Annotated in this window: 24 protein-coding genes and 1 pseudogene; 12 read left to right on the forward strand and 13 right to left on the reverse strand. The window is 46.6% G+C overall.

Features of this window, described 5'->3' with window-relative positions; genetic code table 11:
* From aqpZ to Q0241_RS19745, 6 genes are all read left to right on the forward strand, one after another.
* The coding region (aqpZ, locus tag Q0241_RS19720; RefSeq protein WP_299380793.1) for an aquaporin Z at window positions 1–656 on the forward strand (656 nt) is incomplete at its 5' end.
* A gap of 265 nt (window positions 657–921) precedes the next feature.
* The gene (locus tag Q0241_RS19725) at window positions 922–1,548 is read left to right on the forward strand and encodes an XRE family transcriptional regulator (RefSeq protein ID WP_299380794.1); all 627 of its coding nucleotides are present in this window, start codon (window positions 922–924) and stop codon (window positions 1,546–1,548) included.
* Window positions 1,549–1,671: 123 nt separating this feature from the next.
* Window positions 1,672–4,158: an FAD-dependent oxidoreductase gene (locus tag Q0241_RS19730; protein ID WP_299380795.1), complete on the forward strand. Its 2,487-nt coding sequence runs from the start codon at window positions 1,672–1,674 to the stop codon at window positions 4,156–4,158.
* A 352-nt stretch (window positions 4,159–4,510) separates the two neighbouring features.
* Window positions 4,511–5,620: a M48 family metalloprotease gene (locus Q0241_RS19735; protein WP_299380796.1), complete on the forward strand. Its 1,110-nt coding sequence runs from the start codon at window positions 4,511–4,513 to the stop codon at window positions 5,618–5,620.
* A 303-nt stretch (window positions 5,621–5,923) separates the two neighbouring features.
* Window positions 5,924–7,558 carry a hypothetical protein gene (locus Q0241_RS19740; protein WP_299380797.1) on the forward strand — a complete coding sequence of 545 codons (1,635 nt, stop codon included), beginning with the start codon at window positions 5,924–5,926 and terminating at the stop codon, window positions 7,556–7,558.
* Window positions 7,559–7,745: 187 nt separating this feature from the next.
* Entirely contained in the window at window positions 7,746–8,282 is a 537-nt protein-coding gene (locus Q0241_RS19745; RefSeq protein WP_299380798.1) for a response regulator, read from the forward strand.
* A gap of 95 nt (window positions 8,283–8,377) precedes the next feature.
* On the opposite strand, the gene Q0241_RS19750 is transcribed toward Q0241_RS19745, so the two are convergent.
* The 5 genes from Q0241_RS19750 to Q0241_RS19770 all read right to left on the reverse strand — a co-directional run bounded on the left by Q0241_RS19750 (window position 8,378) and on the right by Q0241_RS19770 (window position 12,053).
* On the reverse strand, window positions 8,378–9,136 hold the full coding sequence (locus tag Q0241_RS19750; RefSeq protein WP_299380799.1) for a hypothetical protein: 759 nt from the start codon (window positions 9,134–9,136) through the stop codon (window positions 8,378–8,380).
* The gene (locus tag Q0241_RS19755; protein WP_299380800.1) at window positions 9,133–9,726 is read right to left on the reverse strand and encodes an RNA polymerase sigma factor; all 594 of its coding nucleotides are present in this window, start codon (window positions 9,724–9,726) and stop codon (window positions 9,133–9,135) included. Before Q0241_RS19755 ends, Q0241_RS19750 begins: the two co-directional genes overlap by 4 nt.
* Window positions 9,727–9,845: 119 nt before the next feature.
* On the reverse strand, window positions 9,846–10,340 hold the full coding sequence (locus tag Q0241_RS19760) for a MarR family winged helix-turn-helix transcriptional regulator (protein WP_299380801.1): 495 nt from the start codon (window positions 10,338–10,340) through the stop codon (window positions 9,846–9,848).
* A gap of 165 nt (window positions 10,341–10,505) precedes the next feature.
* Window positions 10,506–10,949 (reverse strand): organic hydroperoxide resistance protein, encoded by a 444-nt coding sequence (locus Q0241_RS19765; protein WP_299380802.1) that lies wholly within the window; start codon window positions 10,947–10,949, stop codon window positions 10,506–10,508.
* A 183-nt stretch (window positions 10,950–11,132) separates the two neighbouring features.
* A complete protein-coding gene (locus tag Q0241_RS19770; RefSeq protein WP_299380803.1) occupies window positions 11,133–12,053 on the reverse strand; it encodes a LysR family transcriptional regulator in 921 nt (306 codons plus the stop codon).
* 136 nt (window positions 12,054–12,189) lie between these two features.
* Here Q0241_RS19770 and Q0241_RS19775 point away from each other — a divergent pair, with 136 nt between their 5' ends.
* The 4 genes from Q0241_RS19775 (at window position 12,190) to Q0241_RS19790 (ending at window position 14,927) form a co-directional block, all read left to right on the forward strand.
* Window positions 12,190–12,483 carry a putative quinol monooxygenase gene (locus Q0241_RS19775; RefSeq protein ID WP_299380804.1) on the forward strand — a complete coding sequence of 98 codons (294 nt, stop codon included), beginning with the start codon at window positions 12,190–12,192 and terminating at the stop codon, window positions 12,481–12,483.
* A 15-nt stretch (window positions 12,484–12,498) separates the two neighbouring features.
* Window positions 12,499–12,717: a DUF2798 domain-containing protein gene (locus Q0241_RS19780; RefSeq protein ID WP_299380805.1), complete on the forward strand. Its 219-nt coding sequence runs from the start codon at window positions 12,499–12,501 to the stop codon at window positions 12,715–12,717.
* Between the two features lie 25 nt (window positions 12,718–12,742).
* On the forward strand, window positions 12,743–13,111 hold the full coding sequence (locus tag Q0241_RS19785; protein WP_299380806.1) for a RidA family protein: 369 nt from the start codon (window positions 12,743–12,745) through the stop codon (window positions 13,109–13,111).
* A 160-nt stretch (window positions 13,112–13,271) separates the two neighbouring features.
* On the forward strand, window positions 13,272–14,927 hold the full coding sequence (locus Q0241_RS19790) for an ankyrin repeat domain-containing protein (RefSeq protein WP_299380807.1): 1,656 nt from the start codon (window positions 13,272–13,274) through the stop codon (window positions 14,925–14,927).
* 5 nt (window positions 14,928–14,932) lie between these two features.
* Here Q0241_RS19790 and Q0241_RS19795 read toward each other — a convergent pair whose 3' ends face one another.
* The 6 genes from Q0241_RS19795 to Q0241_RS19820 all read right to left on the reverse strand — a co-directional run bounded on the left by Q0241_RS19795 (window position 14,933) and on the right by Q0241_RS19820 (window position 19,839).
* Complete coding sequence (locus Q0241_RS19795) at window positions 14,933–15,475, reverse strand: GNAT family N-acetyltransferase (protein WP_299380808.1); 543 nt, start codon at window positions 15,473–15,475, stop codon at window positions 14,933–14,935.
* A 205-nt stretch (window positions 15,476–15,680) separates the two neighbouring features.
* Window positions 15,681–16,262, reverse strand: coding sequence for a TetR/AcrR family transcriptional regulator (locus Q0241_RS19800; RefSeq protein ID WP_299380809.1), 582 nt, complete (start codon window positions 16,260–16,262; stop codon window positions 15,681–15,683).
* Window positions 16,263–16,422: 160 nt separating this feature from the next.
* The gene (locus Q0241_RS19805; RefSeq protein ID WP_299380810.1) at window positions 16,423–16,767 is read right to left on the reverse strand and encodes a GNAT family N-acetyltransferase; all 345 of its coding nucleotides are present in this window, start codon (window positions 16,765–16,767) and stop codon (window positions 16,423–16,425) included.
* 115 nt (window positions 16,768–16,882) lie between these two features.
* Window positions 16,883–17,704 (reverse strand): bifunctional allantoicase/(S)-ureidoglycine aminohydrolase, encoded by an 822-nt coding sequence (locus Q0241_RS19810; RefSeq protein ID WP_299380811.1) that lies wholly within the window; start codon window positions 17,702–17,704, stop codon window positions 16,883–16,885.
* A gap of 339 nt (window positions 17,705–18,043) precedes the next feature.
* Window positions 18,044–18,826 carry a transporter substrate-binding domain-containing protein gene (locus Q0241_RS19815; RefSeq protein WP_299380812.1) on the reverse strand — a complete coding sequence of 261 codons (783 nt, stop codon included), beginning with the start codon at window positions 18,824–18,826 and terminating at the stop codon, window positions 18,044–18,046.
* Between the two features lie 134 nt (window positions 18,827–18,960).
* A complete protein-coding gene (locus tag Q0241_RS19820; protein ID WP_299380813.1) occupies window positions 18,961–19,839 on the reverse strand; it encodes a LysR family transcriptional regulator in 879 nt (292 codons plus the stop codon).
* A gap of 132 nt (window positions 19,840–19,971) precedes the next feature.
* Between Q0241_RS19820 and Q0241_RS19825 the strand changes: the two genes are divergently transcribed.
* Window positions 19,972–20,496 carry a DUF2000 domain-containing protein gene (locus Q0241_RS19825; protein WP_299380814.1) on the forward strand — a complete coding sequence of 175 codons (525 nt, stop codon included), beginning with the start codon at window positions 19,972–19,974 and terminating at the stop codon, window positions 20,494–20,496.
* 12 nt (window positions 20,497–20,508) lie between these two features.
* On the opposite strand, the gene Q0241_RS19830 is transcribed toward Q0241_RS19825, so the two are convergent.
* Entirely contained in the window at window positions 20,509–20,952 is a 444-nt protein-coding gene (locus Q0241_RS19830) for an isoprenylcysteine carboxylmethyltransferase family protein (RefSeq protein ID WP_299380815.1), read from the reverse strand.
* A gap of 50 nt (window positions 20,953–21,002) precedes the next feature.
* Window positions 21,003–21,593, reverse strand: coding sequence for a hypothetical protein (locus tag Q0241_RS19835; protein WP_299380816.1), 591 nt, complete (start codon window positions 21,591–21,593; stop codon window positions 21,003–21,005).
* 337 nt (window positions 21,594–21,930) lie between these two features.
* On the opposite strand from Q0241_RS19835, the pseudogene Q0241_RS19840 reads away from it, so the two are divergent.
* A pseudogene (locus tag Q0241_RS19840) lies at window positions 21,931–22,205 on the forward strand (sodium:proton antiporter); the annotation flags it as partial.

The following is a 22,205-nucleotide window of genomic DNA, read 5'->3' on the forward strand; positions in this document are numbered from 1 at the left end:
TAGGTACTTTCTGGTTGGTTTTTGGCGGCTGTGGTTCGGCTGTCCTCGCCGCTGGCATTCCTGATCTCGGAATCGGTTTTGTTGGCGTCTCACTTGCCTTTGGCCTTACCGTTGTCACCATGGCCTATGCCGTTGGTCATATTTCAGGCGGTCATTTTAATCCAGCGGTTACTCTGGGTCTTTGGGCTGGTGGCAAATTCGAAGCTGGACAGATTGTTCCCTATTGGATCGCACAGCTTGCAGGGGGAATTGCCGCAGCCGGACTGCTATATGTGATTGCAAGTGGTATCCCGGATTTTTCCGTTACGGGTGGCTTTGCATCCAACGGATACGGCGCACACTCCCCCATGGGCTATTCCATGATGAGTGGCCTTCTTATTGAAGTTCTTCTAACCTTCTTTTTTCTTTTTATTATTCTTGGCGCAACAGATGAAAAGGCCCCCGCTGGCTTTGCCCCTTTGGCCATCGGTCTCGCCCTCGTCCTCATTCACCTGATTTCTATCCCCATCACCAATACATCGGTGAACCCAGCACGAAGCACTGGCCCTGCTCTTTTTGTCGGCGGATGGGCCCTTGAACAGCTTTGGCTCTTCTGGGTTGCCCCTTTACTTGGTGCATTAGGAGCAGGCTTCAGCTATCGCTGGTTCAAATCCTAAAAGCAGCATCCTAATTTACGAATAAATAATGAAAACCCCAAGAGAACCAAGATTCTCTTGGGATTTTCATTTTTCACCCAAACAATAGAATCACAAAATAACATTTAAAAACCAACTACTTATAAAATAATTAATTTTTCAAACCCCACAAACAAACATGTAATTTTATTGCGTTCTTTCATTAAAATGAAATTTTTACTATCTTTTTTCATTTAATGCTGCCTTTATTGTGCCAGAACATAATTTAAAACGTTTGGCGATACAGATGGCACGACCCAAAGTAGAAACCCTGCATAAGCACAATCCTCCCAAGCAAGATCTCGACGACGAGTCCGTCACCGTCGGCGGACAGATCCGTGATCTGCGCAAGGCCAAACGGATGTCAGTGACCACACTCGCCGAAAAAATTGGCAAGTCAGTTGGTTATGTCAGCCAGATTGAACGGGGTATTTCCGTCGTATCCATTCCGATCCTAAACAAGATTTCTGCGGCTCTGGAAGTTTCAAACTCATGGTTTTTCCATGGCGAGGATATTGCTGATCCAACGGAAAAAAGCCACATCGTTCGCCACAATCATAGACGACGGCTCAGCTTTACCGGATCAGGCATGGTCGAAGAACTAATGTCCCCCGATCTCAGCGGTGATGTTGAATTGATCATGGGGCGTTTTTCCCCCGGATCAGCCACAGGTGAAGAACAGATTTCGCGGGAAAAAGTCGAAGTTTCCGGTCATATCATCAAGGGAAACATCGCAGTTGAAATTGGTGAACGGACCTATGAGCTCGGTGTTGGTGACAGCTTTCGCATCAACCCCGGCGAACCCCATAAAACCTATAACAACGGCGCGGAAGACGCAGAAGTACTCTGGATACTCTCACCGCCCCATTACTAACACGATCTGTGATCGCTCTACGGTCGGGGTGTACTTAAATTCCCCAACCCAAAAATTACAAAAAACAAAATGCCCTGGGGCAATGCCCCTCTTATATGTCCCCCTTTGTATGGAATTAATACGATGGCGAATAAAAAAACTCTTCCCGAACAGGCACAGGTTGTCATCATTGGTGGTGGTGTAATCGGGTGTTCCGTTGCCTATCATCTGACCAAACTTGGTTGGAAAGACGTACTGTTACTGGAACGGAAACAACTTACTTGCGGCACCACATGGCATGCCGCCGGGTTGGTTGGGCAGCTTCGCGCGACTGAGAATTTAACCAAGATGGCAAAGTACACAGCCGATCTTTACAATAATCTCGCCGCTGAAACCGGACAGGAAACCGGGCTGGTTCATACGGGGTCCGTTTCTGTCGCCCAGACAGAAGGACGTTTTGAAGAGCTCAAACGTGGGGCATCCATGGCCCGTAACTTTGGCTTGGAAGTTGATGTCATCACACCAGAACAAATTCTGGAACACTATCCCATTGCTGATGTCAGCAACCTTGTTGGTGGTGTTTACCTGCCGGGGGACGGACAAACCAACCCGATTGATACAACACAGGCCCTTGCCAAGGGTGCACGTCAAGGCGGTGCCACGATTATCGAAGGCATCAAGGTTGAAGACATCATCACTGAACCCGGCCCCAATGGTGGCAAGGTAACAGGTGTTGTCACAGATCAGGGTGAAGTCCGCGCCGAAATCGTTGTGAACTGCGGTGGAATGTGGGCCCGCGAAGTGGCCAAAAAGGTCGGTGTGAACGTCCCTCTTCATGCTGCGGAACACTACTACATCGTAACCGAAGCCATCGACAACCTGCCGAAACTGCCAACCCTTCGTGATCCGGATGGCTATAACTACTACAAAGAAGACGCAGGCAAGCTGTTGATTGGCTGCTTCGAACCCAATGCTGTGCCATGGGGTCACAAAGGTATTCCAGATAATTTCTGTTTTGATGAGTTACCGGAAAATTGGGATCAGTTTACCCCGGCTCTGGAAAACGCCATGGCGCGTATTCCTCTGTTGGAAAGCGCTGGTATCCACACCTTCTTCAACGGCCCGGAAAGCTTTACCCCCGATAACCGTTTTTACCTCGGCGAAGCGCCAGAAATGAAGAATTTTTATGTCGCTGCTGGCTTTAATTCAACGGGCATCCAGTCAGCGGGCGGTGCGGGTAAAATTCTTGCGGACTGGATTGTTCAGGGCAATTGCCCCGTTGACATGTGGGACGTTGATATCCGTCGCGTTCAACCATTCCAGGGCGGCGATAAGTATCTCTTTGATCGCACGACCGAAGCCCTCGGCCTGCTTTATGAAATGCACTGGCCAGAAAAACAGCCCGTGACCTGTCGCGATATCAAACGATCCCCCATCCACGACCGTTTGGAAAAAGCCAACGCTTGTTTTGGACAGATGGCTGGTTGGGAACGCGCCAACTGGTTTGCGCCAGAAGGTGTCGAGCCAAAATACGAATACTCTTATGGTCCGCAGAACTGGCATGATTACTGTGGCGCAGAATGTAAAGCCGCCCGTGAAAACGTCGCCCTTTTCGACATGAGTTCTTTCGGGAAATACATGGTGCAAGGTAAGGACGCCGTAAAAATTCTCAACCGAATTTCCGGTGCCAATATCGACGTGCCAGTGGGTAAGATGGTTTATACCCAATGGCTGAACGAACGCGGCGGGATCGAAGCTGATCTGACCGTGACCCGTCTGGCCGAGAACAGCTTTATGGTACTGTCATCCGGTGGCACCCAAACCCGCGACTTCCATTTCCTCAACAGCCACATTTCAGAAGACGATCATTGCTTTGCAACAGACGTCACATCTGGCTATGCGCTCTTTGCCGTCATGGGGCCAAACAGTCGCGAGCTGTTGAAAAAAGTAACCCCTGCCGATCTTTCCAACGCTGCGTTTCCTTTTGGCACCTGTCAGGAAATCGAGATGGGCTATGCCAAGATCAAAGCCGGACGCATCACCTATGTCGGTGAGTTGGGGTGGGAGCTTTATGTGCCATCCGAATATGCCGTTCACGTCTTTGATACACTAATGGACGCAGGCAAAGATATGGGCCTTACCCTTGGCGGTATGCATGCTGTGGATACGTTACGTCTGGAAAAAGGCTTCCGTCACTGGAGCCACGAAATTTCGGACGAAGACACCCCACTGGAAGCAGGGCTGGGCTTTGCCATCGCTTGGGACAAACCAGGCGGCTTTATCGGTCGTGAAGCCTTGCTTGAACAAAAGGGCCAACCACGAACAAAGCGGATGGTTTCTCTACAGCTCAAGAATGCCAAAAACGCAAAGGGCGAGCCACCGATGATGTACCATAACGAACCAATCTACAAAGGCGATAAAATCGTCGGCAAGATTACCTCTGGTCGGTACAGCCATACATTAGGCAGCTCAATCGGTCTTGGCTATGTCCACGATGACAACGGTGTTACCCCCGATTGGGTGAAAGAAGACAATTTCTCGGTCGAAATCGCCTGTGAACGCTTCGAGGCAACAATGTCGCTGAAACCGCTTTACGATCCAAAATCCGAACGACCTAAAGCAGACGGGTGAAGGTCCGGGAATAAGCCCCAGCCGATTGTACCAGCCAGTCATCGGCTGTGGGCGGCTTCCCCGCTCGACACCACCTGCCAAGCGGGCACATAACAAGCCCGTAGCACCCCACTGTACGCATCACTCAAGCCTCCCAAGTTTGAAGCCGTACACCAAGCCATAACTGGGTTCCACCAACAAGGGACCAACTCTGCCGCAGCACTCCAGCGAGTGTTGCGGTTTTTTTGTGTTACTCATATAATTTTGGAGGCTACCCTTAAATTCCACCCCAGTTGAAATGCACTTGTGTTTAAGTACCAGATCATAAATATTCACGCACTACGTGAATTTAATTTTATCTGGGGGATATATAATGCGGGTTTTAGGGTTGGTTTGTTGTGGAGCGGCTTTGCTGATTGGGGGCTGTGCTACGCAGAAGCAAAAAAAGCTGGATGTGGCAACCTTAAGCACCGACGACCGCGCTTATTATCTCAATTTAGTTCAAGAAGATCTTGATCGGGAACAACGCATTAAATCCATTGCGATGCCAATGCTAGTTGCCTCGCGCGATCTTTGCAAAGATGATCTAGGCGTTTACACTGGGATGGAGGTGTGGAGCAGTCTGAACCTTCCTGATCGTCGTTATTCTGAGATCTTAATTGATGAACACAAACTTGACTTGAACCTGCGCGTAAAGTCGGTTTACGAAAACTCCCCCGCTGCGCTTGCCGGGGTCAAATTCGGGGATCAACTGGTTTCCATTGCCGATATGAAGCTGCACCCACGAAAAATTGAGGGTAAAGACTATACCCGCTTTGACTACATGCAAACGCCACCGCTTGAGGACTGGAAGGATGAAGGGAGTTATCAGCTTACGGTGTCACGACCAAGTGCTGATGGTGTTTATGAAGAGAAAAAGCTAACCCTGAATTATCAAGAACGCTGTGAATACCGGGTTAACTATCTGTTCAATACGCTGACTGCCAACGCATCTGAAGACAGCGATGGTTTTACCTTTACCAGCGGGCTTGATTACTATCTGGAAACCGATGAACATGTTGCCCTGATGGTCGCGCATGAAATCGCCCACATGATCGAAGGCCACCCCGGTGATCGCAAAGCCAGTGGCCTTGCTGCTGGCGCAGGTGGATTGGTCGCCGAAACCCTTCTGGGCCTCTTAGTCGGGCACACCAACGGGGACATCACCCGTGCAGCGTACGAGTCAGGGGCACGGGCCAATATGGACGAACACGAAATAGAAGCCGACGCATTGGCCATGGTAATCTATGCCAGATCCGGGTACGACCCTGAAACCATGGTGACATTCTGGCAAGATGTAAGCGAAAATCTGGGCGCAAACGGGAGTTCTATCGGCGCGTCACACCGGGTTAATGAACAACGCCTCGCCGCACTCAAAGATCTTGCAGGAGACTTAAGACGAAAGATCGACAACGGAGTAGATCTGGTGGAGGGGACAGAGTAATCTGATTGGCTGTGTGGGGGATGATGAACGAATTGTTTTCTCCGGAACAAAACCTAGAAAGATCCATTAAAGTCGATGGATTTATGAAGAATTCGAACGACGTCCATACCAGTACCTCCCTATCCATCTCTCCGAGTATCTGTTTTGTCATCAGGAAAAAAGACGACTAAAAACCTGTTCTCTTTAGGGAAAATTAAGGGGCAGCGTTTTACATAACACCTGTATTAAATGGCCTAAGTGTTATTCTTTGAAAGAAAAACATGTCCGTTTTCTCTCGTCTGTATCAACATAAAGAGCACATCCTTGACCGACGTAATACCTTCGCAGCACAGAAAAATATTTTTGAAAAACGCGCTGTTGATGTGGGCGGGTCTTATTGTGGTGATCGTTGGGCTCAGTGTTTGGCTCTCGGATGGGCATCTGATCTATACGTTGGATGATCCCTATATTCACCTGTCTGTTGCCGAGAATATTATTCAGGGGGGCTATGGTGTAAACGCCACGGAATATTCATCACCCTCGTCTTCAATCCTGTATCCTCTGTTACTTGCCTTAGGTGAATTTATTGGGCTTGGGTTTTATACACCCCTGCTGCTGAACATCGTCGCAGCCGGGCTTTCCGTTTATATCCTGTTGGATTTTTTCTGGTGTTATGTTCTTCCTCGAACCACACCGTCAACGGACAACTTTGCGAGTTTAGCGGCACTGCTACTCATCCTGTCGATCAGCGGTCTTGCCTTGCCGATGACGGGGATGGAACATTCACTTCATGTTTTGATCGCTTTAGCAACAATCCGTGGCTTGATTACACTTGCCGAAGGAACGCGCGCTACCCCCTGTCCCAGCTGGTTTATCGTTGCTGCGATTTTGGGGCCGTTGATCCGCTTTGAAGGCATAGCCCTTTCAGGGGTAACGCTTGTTGCGCTGCTGTTTTTAGGGCGTTGGCGGCTCGCTGTTTTTATCGGTTTGACGATAACCGCCCTTATTGCACTCTATGGCGTTACAATGATCTCGATCGGGCAATCTATTTTGCCAAGCTCGGTCATGGTTAAATCCAATGTTTTTGTATCTGGAACTGAACAATCAGGCATTGCCAACAGTCTGTTGGCATTGGTGAATAACTTTCAGAACTCGCTATCTGAACGGTGGGGAATTATCTTTCTGGTGGCTATTCTGCTGACCTCGCTGTCGATTGTTTTGGCGTGGAGAAAATATTCTTTATTTCAGGATAAATTTTGGACATCGTCCAAATTTATTATAGGCGGCGTTCTTATTCTGACACTACTGGCCCACATGGTTGCCGGGCGGTACAATTGGTTCCATCGTTACGAAGTCTATGCAGTTAGTGTCATGATCCTTGGCGGTCTTTATCTTTTGAGCAAGAACATCGACACATCAATAATAACCAACAGTTTCAAGGCAAAATTACTCTTTATCGGAACTCTGTTGTTTCTCGCCATCCCCTATGGTCTTGCCACAATCGCAACCCCCTTTGCGTCCAGAGGCATTTATGAGCAACAGTATCAGATGCACCGATTTGCCACCGATTATTTTGCCCGGCCTGTTGCCGTAAATGATCTGGGGTGGGTATCCTATCAAAATGATCAATATGTGCTGGATCTTTGGGGGTTAGGATCAGAAAAAGCACGCAAATTACGTGCTAACGGCAAGTTTGATCCCCAAACAGTTCACACGCTGGCGACCAGTAAGCATATCGACTATGCCATGATCTATCCCGATTGGTTTGAACAAAGCATTCCTTCGCAATGGTGTCTGATTGCCAAGCTGGAAAGCGAAGCAATAACAGCAGCTTCAGGCACGGTGCATTTTTACGCCATTTCAGACTTTGCCACCAAAAACATGTCGGCCGCTTTAGACCGTTTTGGTGAAACTTTGCCAGACAGGGTTATACTGGAACGTTTTGAATGTACGAAATAAATACTCATTATTCCGACATCACACCACTGCTTAACGAAAAATAAACCAAGCTGACCGCATATCTATTTCTTTGAAGATGCGACAATCTTTAGAATAGTCTTATATACAACAACGGATTAAACTGTGCGCTAATCCCGCAGGACTGTTCTTTGATGAGTGTCCGGAAGTATGTGTTGAGTGAATAAAATTGACAGTAGCCTGTGACCTAAAAGACGTCGAATTTCTGATCGTCAATGATAATCCCGTTATGCAGCGTATTGTGAAAACAATCTTGCGGGCCTTTGATGTGAGCAATCCGCGCGTAGCCTCGTCAGCTGAAGAAGCCATCCAAGCCTTACGGAACATGCCATCTGATATTGCGATTATCGACTTGGACATGACACCTGTGGACGGGAACCAGCTTATTCAACAGCTACGGACCGAAGAAAATAGCCCCGCGCCTTTTATCCAGATTATTGCCTTAACCGCCCATGCCGAAAAGGAGTTGGTCACAACATCACGGGATAAGGGCATGAATGAGTTTTTGCTAAAACCCCTTTCGCCCATGATGCTGTATAAAGCCATAGAACGGATTATCAAACGTCCCCGTCCCTTTGTTCGTATTGACGATTACGTGGGCCCCTGTCGTCGCCGAAGATATGATGATCCCAAAGAAGACCAGCGAGAAGAAGACGACGTTAGTTTTATTCCTGAAAATACCTTTCCCTGGAACAAAAACGCCTAGCGCGAGAAGTTTTCGTTAGAGGGCATAGAAATCCCCCTCAACAATAGAGACAGCTAAGGAGCTTTATTTCCCGTAAGTTTTATAGCCAGTAAGCTTTATAGTAAGGCCTGAAAACGGGTTGCTCCCTCACGGATAACTGTCTCATCTTCGCCACCAATAAAGAGAAAAGCGTACCCATTTTTACGCCAACTGGCAGCCGCCATACCTTCCAGCTTTTCCATACCAATGTTTTTTGTGTTGTCTTTGTTTGTTCTAATAATACACAAAGCAACGGGCCGCCCATCGGGGGCTAGGTAAGCCAGTTGAACCAATGGCTTCCCCTTGAACCCGAGCAGCTGTGCACGTTTGAATGACAATTCAGAATCAGCGGTCATTTTAACCAGATCAAAGCCAATCTGACCTGATATGTCTTCCAGATTTTTCTGTATCTGTTCCGGGGACAACTGAATATTACCAAGGGTATCGCCAACATACAGTGATTGATACGCCGCAACGTAGTGCTTCCACCCCTGCGCTTCGCTTGGTGCAAAATACGTCTTCCCAAACAAACCACCAACAACCAGATTAATCAAAACAGACGCAGCCAGAAATCCCGCATAAAGCAAGCTTCTTGGGCTTTTATTTGATGGTGATGTCCTATCGGTCAGGACATCAGGTAAACTAGGGGCCTGATCCGTCACCTGTTGCATAGCTGTCTTAAGTTCATCCACAGGGATAGAAAGATCTTCGAGGCGCTTCATTAGAACGGTGTCAACCTCTAGCGCACTTTCAATTTTTTGGGCCAATTCCGCAGAGGTTTCGCCATCAAGAAAAGCCGTCAGATCTTCGTCTGAGAAATGTGTTTTCTGGCTCATTCCGACCCCGTCCCTTCTCTGTCCATTCGTTTCGAAATTCTGCCCCGTGCCGCAGCCAGTCTGCTCATAACCGTGCCAATTGGTATATCCAGCACCTGTGCCGCGTCTTTATAACTAAATCCTTCGACATAAACCAAAAGAACGGCTATGCGCTGCGCTTCTGGCAAGAGGTACACCTCTTTCAACACCTGAGAAGCGTAAATATTCGTTTCTGTGTCCGTTTTCGTATCTGGCAGGTCAACATCATCGACAGATACCAGCCCGCCGCCCCGACGAACCGCTTGGGATCTTAGTTCATTCAACCAGATCCGTTGCGCAATTTTGAAGATCCAGCGATCAAGATGCGTACCGGTTTCAAACTTGTCGGCTTTTTCTAACGCGCGTTCACACGCAGCCTGGGCAAGGTCGTTCGCATTGTCTTTGTTCCGTGTCAGAACCAGACAATAGCGCCACAAGCGGGGGAAGATTTCAGCCAATCCCCGACGCACAGTCTCTCTTGATTTCTTTTGACCAAAGATCGGAATAGCCCGGCCTTTCCCTGTTATATCTAGGTAAATTAAATAACTTTCAATCTTCCCGTCTGCCAGCATTAACAAAAGCCAGAGGAATAAACCAGCCCAGAGATTAAAGCCTATATTATCTTGAGCACAATATCAGATATTTTTTCGTAAGATGTCGCGCTTTTAAGCTTTATCTCAAGCTTTCAATCTTACATCTTCGCACCCATGGCCTTTGCCATGTGGTTGAGCTTGGTCAGAAGATCCTGAAATTCATCGAACGTCAGGCCAACAGAGCAAGATACATCTTGCTGCATCTTTGCCACGCCTTGTTCCAGTGATCGCCCTTGTTCCGTCAGCTTGATCATAACTCTGCGCTCATCCTCAACAGAACGGTTTCGACTGACGAACCCGGCCTGTTCCATTCGCTTAAGCAGCGGGGATAGTGTACCTGAATCAAGCCCAAGATCTTTTCCCAAAGCATTCACCGTGGTCTCAACCTTTGGTTCCAGCGCCAGATAAACCAGATACTGTGGGTAGGTCAGGTTAAGTTCTTTGAGGTACGGTTGATACTTTTTGATAATTGCTTGCGAATTGCGATAAAGCGCAAAACAAAGCTGTTCTTCCAGATGTGAAACCTTGGGCAATTTTACTACCTTTGACGCGGCCTTGGCCTGTGACAATTCTTTTTGCGTAATATTAGTCATTACACCACAAAAATACTTTCAAACAGAAACAATATTAACGGCTCCTAAGGTTATGATGCCGTTTATATTTGCAATGACCCATCTAAAATCAAAGCGCACTGCCTTTATCTTTAAAAAGAAACAGGCAATACGCTTTGACCTAGCTTTAATTATCTTACCACCGTGTTAGGAAACAAGTTTAAGCTCAACATCCACGTTGCCACGGGTTGCGTTTGAATAAGGGCATACCTTATGCGCTTTTTCGATAAGATCTTTTGCCACAGCTTCTTCGATACCCGGAATGCTGATGTTCAATACAACCGCAATGTTAAAGCCACCCGGAATTGGACCGATACCAACTTCCCCAGCAATTTTAGTTTCATCCGGAAGTTTCACTTTCGCCTGCCCAGCGACAACCTTGAGCGCGCCAATAAAACAAGCGGCATAGCCACCCGCAAACATCTGTTCCGGGTTCACCCCAAAAGTTCCAGCGCCGCCCAGTTCTTTTGGTGTTGTCAAAACAATATCCAGTGCGCCGTCATCTGATTTGATCGTTCCTTCGCGACCACCCGTCGCTTCTGCATAGGCTGTATAAACGACTTTTTCCAATTTTTGTGCTGCTTGATTCATGAATTAACTCCTAATGAAACATTAAATTGTGATTAATTATATTGCGCACAATTTATTTAATGCAAGAAGTTATTTTTGTTTTTATAAATTTACTGGGCCAATAGTCATTCAACGTCCCAAACAATAAAGCCAAAAAAGTAAAATAAGATGTTGTGTTGCAACAATTGAACAGCAGGACAAAATTTAAACTGGTATATGCCCCTGCAAAATCCTGTTCCTTGCAATGAAGTCCTGCATAAAATCCCGCAAGAATTTCGCCCGGGTACTCAGCAAACGCCCTGTGGGCCAGACAGCAAAAATTTCGCGCTTTGCGCCTTGCCATTCTGGTAATACACGCACCAAAGCCCCCTCACTCAATTCCATTTCAATTTCACTGACGGGAAGAAGGACAATACCGTGCCCATCCCGGGCAAGTTGACTTGCCAAGCCGATATCATCGATGATGGTTGTTGCCTGAGGACGGACATCTGCCCAGCGACTTTTACCAACCCAACCATCTGGACAATACTGAAGCTTCCATAGCGGAACAGTATTTACAAGAATGATCCTGTGTTCTTCTAACGCGTCAAGACCATCTGGCTCTCTTTGATCAGCAAGGTAATCTGGTGAAGCGACCAGAATTGTCGATGTCTCCCCCAACTTCTTTTGGAAAAGCAAAGAATCTTCCTGGGGGCCAACACGCAAAGCCATATCCACCTGCCCCAGATGAATATCTTTGGTTTGGTTACTCAGGAAAAGGTTGAGCTGTATCTCAGGATAGATCCGGATGAATTCCGACCACATAGGCTGTAGAATACCGACAGAAGCATTGGTTGGGGCAAGGACGGTCAACTTGCCATTGAGTTGCTGTACATCGGCACTTAAATGTCGGCTCGTAGCCTCGAACTGCTGCACCAAATCAGCATAGGCTTTGTAATAAACCTCTCCCTCTGCCGTTAAGTTAAACTTACGTGCAGATCGGTGAATAAGCTGACACCTCAATTTATCTTCAAGTTTTTTCAATCGACGGGAAACTGTTGCCGCCGGCAGTTTTAAATCCTGTCCCGCCGCCGCAAGGCTGCGCTTTTGGACAATACGAACAAAGAGTGAAATATCGTCAAACATGATTTCATTTATGGAATTTAAAAACTCGTTATTAGCTATATATCCTATTAACGAAATTAATTAAAGCTATTGCCTGTAGCTAAAACATTTACCCCACGAACAGTTACACCCATGAACAATTATATAGAGAGAAAAAATGAACAAACTATGGATTAGTGCAGGCATCGAACTTCAGGACGGTGCGGATTTAAACACTGTAAAATCAGCACTCAACCAACTGGTTGCTGACACTGTCAAAGAACCCGGCTGTATCAAGTTCGAAATTCTGCAACAACAGGACAAACCGGAATGTTTTACCTTGTGGGAATGCTGGGTGAACGATGATGCCCTCAAGGCACATTTCGAAGCCCCACATACCATCGCCTTTCTGGAAAATAACTACACCAAGGTAAATTATATCGAACGCCTACAAATGAATACTGCGGCCTAGGACAAGAAGCGAAAAATGAAACACCGCATCGTCTTTTCAATCCTGATGTCCTTTATCCTTTCCCTTCTGATGACCTGTTGGGTTACCTGGATCAATTTGGGATGGGGTCCGGAATTTATAGATAAGTGGTTCATCGCCTTTCGGTTGGCTTGGCCCGCAGCGGCCATCATCGCCTTTGCTTTAGGTCCCTTTATCCAACGCACAACTCAACAGATTGTCCGTAAAATATCTTAACCAAGATAGGTAGGAAAACATGTCAATGGAACGAATCAATTATCCCGAACTCGGGCTGCCCATCGGTCCCTATACCCATGCAGTCATCCACGGGAACGCTCTCTATACATCAGGCTTCACAGCCTTTGGAACACCTGAACAACACGCATCTATCAGTGATCAGGCAAAAGCAATCTTCTCGCAACTGGAAACCATAGCCAAAGCCCAAAACACATCCTTAGAAAACCTCGTCAAAGTTACCATTTTTGTGACTGATATGTCTGACATGGATAGCCTTCGACTTGCGCTTGTGGAAATCTATGGTGATCACACACCCGCAAGTTCCCTGATAAAAATCGAGGCCCTTTTTGCCCTGGAACTAAAGATTGAGATCGAAGCGATTTTCGCACTTTAGCAGGGGTTTACCTTATCCCATTTAGGCAAAAAACCACCAAATAAAGACCTGAGCCTTCATCTCAGGCCTTTGTTTGGATGTCGAGAACGATATTCGGCAAGCTCAATTAAATGACACGATCAACAGTTTGCACTCAGCCTGACAGTTTGGTATTTTCCCTGTGGCCGATCAAAGAGGCCACCGGGTCCGCGGAAAGCTTCATTGCACTTTGTTCGATATTGATTGTTTCTGGATTTCCATTCCCCAGATCAGCGGACCATCGGGTGAAGAAAATGGGAAACCAATGCCTTATCAAAACGCAAATATCGACACGTTCAAAAAACAAGCCAAACGACTGAAAAAGGCCTATGCCTCTGGCGATACTGAGGCTCGGGTACGTGTGCAGGAAATCGTACCTGACAAGTTGACACTCACCCATGCCGATTTCCTGTTTGTAATTGCACGGGAACAAGGACACCAAAGCTGGCCAAAGTTTAAATTTGCACTAGAAACTTCGGTCATGAATAAAGAGCAAAAAGCTGATCGTTTGCGTTCAGCTCTTTATCTAGGGCATCGATGGATTATCGAAAAATTACTCGCAGAGAGCCCTGATCTAACTTCTTATGATCTGGGATTACAGATCGCGACCTACGATATCGAAGCTATTCACAAGGCACTTGCTGATAATCCCGGTTTAGTGACCAAAGCAATCAAAGGGCGATTGCCTTTTCACCACCTGTGCTTTTCTCATTACATACATGTTGAACCAGAGAAAGCAGACAAAATGTTGGCCATGGCCCAGCTGCTGCTCGACAAGGGTGCAGATTTTAATCATGGCATGTCGCCAGACTTTAGTTCACATGAAAATAACGAACACACCTTATCCCCGCTTTATGGCGCGCTGGGTCATGCGAACAATATGGTTTTGGCTGAATGGCTTTTAAGACAAGGTGCCAACCCTGATGACAACGAGAGCCTTTACCACGCTACAGAGTTGAGCCACCACCAGGGTTTAAAGCTCCTCTTAAAATATAATGCTAATCCGAAAGGCACCAATGCCTTAGCCCGAGCACTGGATTTCAAGGACCAAACCGCCGTTCAGCTTTTACTTGATCACGGCGCAGACCCTAACGAAGTCGCCAAAGAGCACCCAAGCGGTCAGCCCGTTGACACGATACCAGCGCTGCATCAAGCCGCGCGTCGGCAATGTGGATCAGATATAGCCGAGCTGCTTTTAGAATATAACGCAGATGCCAACTACATTTGGCAAGGGCATACAGCCTATGCTCTCGCCCTTATTCACGGAAATTCTGATTTTGCAGACACTTTATCAAAAGCGGGCTATGCACATGCCCTTACGCCGAACGAAGTCGTTCTGGCCAGTTGTTCTAGGGGGCGCCCAACAGGTAAAATTACAGAAGAGCTAGAGGGCGAAGATCGTCTATTAATTACCAAGCTCATCACTGAACCCGACCGTCTTGACCATGTAAAATCTCTTGTTGCTGCTGGGCTTGATATAAACCAGACCGATGCAATGGGGCTTTCCCCTCTTCATGCGGCTTGTTGGGCCGGGTTACCGGATCAGGTTTCATACCTGTTAGAATTCGATCCTGATCTTGAACAACTCAACAATTTTGGCGGGAATGCTTTTCACACCACCCTTCATGGGGCCTCAAACTGCCCGGAACGAAAGCAAAGAGATCACATATCCTGTGTCCGATTACTTCTTGAAGCTGGTGCAAAATTAGACCCACGTGATATCCAGAACGTTGGTTCTGAAAATATGGCCTTGTTCCTCGAAGACTGGCTGGATAATCATCCGACAGCCATAAACTAAAAAACTTATTCCGGAAGACTATTACTTCCGTCATTAAGGGGCCGCTGCATGAGAACGCTATCCATCCAGCGGCCAAACTTAAACCCGATCGACTTGATTGTCCCAGTTCGCTCGAACCCCATTTTTTGATGGAACACAATGGACGGCAAGTTTTCTGAATCACCAATAACCGCGATCATCTGGCGATAACCACGGGCTTCGCACTGATTAATCAAATCATCCAACAACAAGCAACCGAGCCCAAAGCCACGTGCATCCTTGTGCACATAAATCGAGTTTTCCACGGTATAGCGATAACCAGGACGGGGACGATAGGACGAAGCATAGGCGTAGCCCACAACCTTATCATTCTGAACTGCGACCCGGTAGGGATCCCCCCCACCGACGACACCATTTTTTCGCGCAAGCATTTCAGCGTGATCAGGCGGCGTTTCCTCCCAACTGGAAACACCGTGCAGAACTTCATCTGCGTAAATCTCCTGAATGCACGCTATATCGCTGTCATCAACATTCCGAATTATAATTTGATCTCGTGGTAAGCTGCTCATGATGGCCTGATCTTCTAAAAAACAGTGCTGTTCACTATCATTGTTCGTAATAGATTCTTGCAAGTACTAAGAACATTTCACCAAAAATAGAACTGCGCTCTATTTATAGAAACCAGTAACCCGCCGCTTGCAAACCATCAACATCAACCAAGACACAGTCTTGTCCCGATAGTATTGTAAAATTGTAGATAAATCAGTAACTCGTTTAAATTGGCTTCCCGGCAACCTGAACAGCGCTGGCAATAATGTTTTGAGAGATCATCTCTTTTAGCTCGGGGCTATGCATGGCACGCGCAAGATTAACCCCACCAATTAAAACACCCAACATGGACCATGCTCGCGCAGCTTTTTCTTCTTCTGTGCCGCCCGCAAATCCTTTGGCAACAAGCGCCGTTATTTTACGCATCTTACTTTCAAACAGAACACGAAGTTCCTGATCAGAACGAACCACTTCGGATGTCAGGCTCGACATGGCACAACCACAGGCGCGATTATCCCGGTTATCTGCCCCAAGATAATACCGTGCAAAAACCTCTACCCAATTTGAGCCATTTTTCTGCTGGAAGGTAGGAATACCCGCGATAACTTCGTCCAAACCATCCAACACGGCAGCCGAAAAAGCACCATCTTTTGATCCAAAGTGTGCATAGAATGCCCCCGAGGTAACGCCAGCTTCCTTGGCAATGCCATCAACGCCAATCCCTGCATAGCCATTGTGCCGAAAACTTCGCCCCGCAGCAGCCAACATACGTTTATGGGTTTCTTCCCGTTTACTTAACTTCTGCACCAAGGTGTCATAACTCCAAAAGATTAGATCTTTTCTTGGATATACCAACTCATTTGGCATACCGATCGTTATATTTATGTAATAAAAATTTTCTCACCCTACAAGAGACAACATGAACATTATTCATGAAGAATACGGGATTGATCTGCAAAAAATTTTGTTATGCATGGGGTTTAAATTTTTTCGTCATACCGTAACTAGCTGGGGAGACAAGCTTGTAACCCAGTTTTTCATAGAAAACAGATTCATCGGCAATCACAGATTCATCGGCAATCATTGGAACATATGAACCGACAAGGGCCACTGAAGACAAATAATTATCGATATGTTCCATCACTTTTCGTCCCAAGCCTTGCCCTTGATAATTGGGATTTACAACAACATCTACGATTTCAAAATTACATGCTCCATCACCAACAACACGGCCCATCGCTATAAGCTTTTCGCCATCTCTGACCGATACACCATAAAGAGAATTTAGGAGCCCAATTTTGGCAGCTTCCAAAGATTTCGGTCACAAACCTGCTGTCACTCGCGTATCACAGTATTTTTGCGGGCTAGCACTTGTTCTTTAAATTTAACGTCATCGTTTCTTACTTTTTGATGCAGGGGCAATGCCCCTAGCCCAGTTTCATGTGCCGGTTTACGTCTTTATAGAGCAGGTAGCGGAAAGGACCGGGGCCACCGGCGTAGCAGGCTTGCGGGCAGAAGGCGCGCAGCCACATGTAATCACCGGCTTCGACCTCGACCCAGTCCTGATTGAGGCGATAGACCGCTTTGCCTTCGAGCACATAGAGCCCGTGTTCCATGACATGGGTTTCGGCAAAGGGGATCACGCCGCCGGGCTGGAAGGTAACGATATTGACGTGCATGTCGTGGCGCAGATCGTCCGGTTCGACAAAGCGGGTGGTCGCCCACTTGCCGTTGGTATCGGGCATGGCAGTGGGGGCGATATCTTTTTCATTGGTGACAAAGGCGTCAGGTTTGTCCAGCCCGTCAACGGCTTCATAGGCCTTGCGCACCCAGTGGAACTTCACCTGAGTATTCGTGTTGTTGGCTAGGCTCCAGTTACAGCCCGCCGGCAAGTAAGCATAACCGCCCTCGGTCAGGTCGTGAGTTGTTCCTTCGATGGTCAGGCTTAAGCCGCCTTCGACCACAAAAATCACCCCTTGCGCCTGGGCATTAGGCTCGGGCTTGGTGCTACCGCCACCGGGCTGGACCTCCATAATGTATTGGCAAAAGGTTTCGGCAAAACCGGACAGCGGCCGCGAAAGCACCCAGAGCCGGGTCTTCTCCCAATGGGGCAGGAAGCTGGTGACGATATCGCTCATGGTTCCCTTGGGGATCACGGCATAGGCCTCTGTAAACATGGCGCGGTCAGTCAAAATCTGGGTCTGCGGGGCCAGACCGCCCTGGGGGGAATAGTAAGAAGAGTGCGACATGTCTTTGACCTCGAAAAAGGGTGGTGAAATGGAAAATGGATTAAGTAAATATTGCTGTGAGGTAATATCACTATTCTAGGCTCTGTTGCAAAAATTTCAGAAGCCCTTATGCATTCTTGCAAGGCTCTTTTAAGCAGCCAACCTATCTGTACTGTCAAGATCGAACGGAAAAACTTCGCTCAAGGCATTCGGTCCAATACTCAAGGCACTGTCGATAAGACGTCCTTATCCCATGATATCAAGCTGGATTTTTAGAGTACTGGTTTGACCTTTCTTTAATGACCTCATGATTCCCCCCCCTATAGCTTGGTTACGTATCAATCAACCACTTGGGCTCAATCAACCACTTGGACTGGACGTCACGCCATAAATACGTAAATAGCGGTCATAAATTTTTTCGTATTCGCCATTATCTTTTATCTTTTGCAACGCCTTATTAAATTTAGTGCAGACCTCGGCGTCCCAAAAACCCATGCGAGTATAAGCAACGGGAAGGATATCATGAATTTTAAACAAGCTTGCCGGAACATTATTTCCAGAAAGGTTCTTTAAACTATTCAAGAAAATAAACAGGTCCCCAACACTGACATCAACACGCCCATCCCAAAGAGCTTGCGCCTGGACCCCCGGTTCAGAAGCAACCGAGAACATGCCATTCTCCACAACAGAAGCGAAGCTTGGTCCAAAAAAGTCCTTGGCCCCCTGAAAAGCAATAATATTTAACCCTTCTAGATCTTCGATTTTTTCCAGGGCTATGTTTGTTTCCGCACGCGTTATGGCCACATCCCGAAACCTGAAAGCCGGATCAGATCGACATGCGTCGACCTCCACACTGTCAAAAAGGTTAGAGACTGCATCAACTTTTCTACGAGTGAATTCTTGCCATAATCGATTATTCGGACGCCCAAAGATAAAAACGGGGTCATGATCGGGAATTTCCTTAAAAACAGCAGTAATGATTTCAGTAAAGATACCAGTGTGATTTCCGGCAATATAATAGGGTTCGAAGTTCCCCATAGCTATCGTTACGTCCTCACTGGAAGCTTGCGTTGAGAAGAAAACGAAACCAACAAGAAATAGTAGTAACTGCTTAATTTTCAGAACAGGCAAAAGTGACGCCACCTAACTCTCCCCACAGAGAAACCCCGACATCAACTTCAAAGACCCCAACATAAACAAAAAGTGATGATTTTTATCGTAGTCTTTTTTTTACTTTTCGCCAGCCAGATAGACACCGAAATAAACATTCTCCCTGTCTATAGTGTGGATTGACGTTTCTTCACACATTTTTCGAGATAACGAATTAATCGGTAGGTCAGTCCTTCACGCGGTGCATTGGGGGGCCATATGGCATAAACAGGTAAGCTTTCGGCCTTCCATTCCGGGAAAAGTTCGATCATTTTACCCTGCCTGATATCTTCTGCCACCAGGAAATCCGGTGGTGTAATCACCCCCAAACCAGCACGTGCCATTTGTACAACCGCATGAATATTATCCAGGACAATCTGTGGTTCATAAGTCAACCGCACACATTCCCCCAACTTGTTTATCAACAATTTATCATTTGGTCGCATCCTAAGACCGATAAAGTTCCAACCCGACAGATCTTGAATTTTCAACGGCTTTGGACGGTTTTTCAAATAAGCAGGTGAAGCGACAAGCTTACGTTCCATGTCTGACAGCTTCTTGGATTTTAAAGTACTATCGCGAACGGTCCCAACGCGGATCGCAACATCAATTCCATCACGAATAATATCTTGTTGATGGTCGCTGAAATTAATCAACAACTTAATCTTAGGATGCTCTTGAGCAAAACAGGCTAGGTCATCAACCACTGGCCCCTGAATTAGCCCGGCAGGTAAGGTAATACTTAACTTCCCTGTGGGTTCTGTCGCTTTTGTCGCAATGGCGTCAAAGCCGCTTTCAGCTAGTGACAGCATTTCCTTTGCATAGCCAAATAGTTTTTCACCATCACTGGTTAGGGACAAGCGGCGGGTGGATCGATATAGCAAGGCCACGCCCAGTTTGTCTTCTAGTTGGGAAACATGGTGGCTAATTACAGACGGTGACAGCCCCAATGCGCGCGACGCAGCCCGAAAAGACCCAGTTTCAACCGTCTTTGCAAAGACGGTCATTGCTCTTAGCTCATCAATCATTAGGTCAATATTTCAAACAGTCAAAATTAATTATCTTATATTATCACAGTAACTAGACAAAGCTATAGTCCCCAAGCCTTATCAATTTCAGCTAACGCAGGAAAAACAAAAATGGATAACAGAACAGGGATTGATGCGATGTCCAATCATGGCTTATCGACAAACAAAACTGATGAAATAAATACGGCGATTATTCATGCTTCAGATACATCCCCCAATCTTCCTGCTACGCATAAATGCGTCATTGTTGTTGATCAAGCGATGCCTATTGGTTTCATCGCCAATACGGCCTCTGTGCTCTCTCTTTCTATCGGAAAACAACACCCGGAATTAATCGGTCAAAACATCAAGGATAATGACGGCAACTTACGTCAGGGAATTACAATCTTGCCCGTGCCTGTGTTGAAAGGTACCGCCCCCTTGTTGCATAAACTGCGGGAAAAGGTTCGCCCGTACGAGCCTGACCTGACAGTCATCGACTTGATCACAGCAACACGAACCACCCGGACTTATGCGCAATATTCAGAACAAATGCTGACCACACCTGTCGAGCATCTGCACTATTGTGGTATCGCGTTATACGGCACACAAAAACTGGTCAATAAATTCACCGGAAATCTGGGGCTGCTTAAATAAAACAACCATGCCTTAGACCCAACGGCGCACCTTGGTTTTATAGTCCATATAGGCTTGCCCAAAAGTTTCGGCCATCACCTTTTCTTCGTAGGAAATATACCACCGATCCGCCACGGCAATAAACAAAGCACAGATCAAAAAGGGTGACAGAGCCCCCAAATACAGCGCGACACCAAAGGTAGAAATGGCAAACCCCAAATACATCGGATTACGGCTAAATCTAAAAAGCCCCGTTGTAATAAACTGATCCGGCCTTTTAAACGTTTTCAAGTTGGTCTTTGCGCGCATGAACTGCACCCCTGCGATCAACGTGATACTCAAACCACCTATAAGATCCAGAATTCCTATCAGGGTCCAAGGGGGCTGCAGAAACCTGAGGATCGGGTAATAAGTACTCAATAATACCATCATCACGGCACAGACTAAAAAGAAAAAAGGCGGCAACAGTCTTTGCATATTCTCAACCCTTCAATCTGTTGTAGATAATAGTAATCACAGACAACGCCTTAGGATAAACCGCTTAACTTCCCTTGGCTTGAGAAGATATAATACCGCAATTTCCTTTGCCCCCGAACGAACAGAAAAATCACAAGAGTACTAAAAACACCGATGAACATTCCCAAAAGAATTTGCGACGGAAAATAATTTCCAACAAAAACGACGCCCCAAGCATTTGCCATACCAAGAACGAATAGACTGATGCTAAACAGATAGCTCCTGAACCAGACGATACATGCGAATGTTAGTGTTAACAAAAAGATAGGATAAGGTCCCATCCACCGTCCTAAAGAAGCCCCATGCATCCAGGAAAACCCAATACTTATATCACTGGGTGTCACCAATGGATAAATCCATGCGACTAAGTGGTTGAGCACAGTCGCTATCCCGATCGTCGCAATAACGGGCAAAATCCCATCGGCAAGATCGTCTTTTTTCCGCAAAATAAGAATCAACAGTCCGCATACAGCAATAAGCTGTGGCCACCACGATAAAAAACGCCCCCAGTCAATCAACCACAAAGCTGTGTTGGACGTCGCATTGATCATTGTAAAAAGATCTAAATTCAAGTTCTGCACGGGGACACCAAATTTTAACACACCAATTTTTCTTCGTCTCAAATGACACTACGCTATCAGAGCTTTTAAAGCACTGAGCTGTATCAATCTTCACTAATTCATTTGTCTCTGGGGTTTTATGAATCATTTACTCTTAAGAACTTATGAAACATGCTTAAAATTCCCAATGTGTCTGATGTAAAGGTCCTTCCTTACGGAAACCTGACGGTACATTTTAATACCGCAGTTTATAAATCCCCCTCCTTGATGCCCCTGTATCACGTTAAATGTATCACGCTAAAAATTATTCCCTTATTGAACTTTCACCCCTGCCTTATAAACTGCCTCATCCAATAACTTTTATTTTAGCGATTTGTTTATGCTGACTCTTTCTCTTTTTAATATTGCGGCAATAACCATTACACTTGCCGCCTGTTTCGGTTATATCAATCACCGCTGGCTTCGGATGCCGATTTCTATCGGTCTGGTCATCATAGCTTTGTTTGCCTCTATTATTGTGATGCTGATTGACATTGTCCTGCCAGAGTTGGGAATTCAAAACGCTGTCAGGTTCTCTCTCGCTCAAATCGATTTCCATGAAACCCTGATGAAAGGCATGTTATCCTTCCTCCTTTTTGCCGGGGCGCTCCACGT

Source organism: uncultured Kiloniella sp. (assembly GCF_937128705.1).
Lineage (GTDB): Bacteria > Pseudomonadota > Alphaproteobacteria > Kiloniellales > Kiloniellaceae > Kiloniella.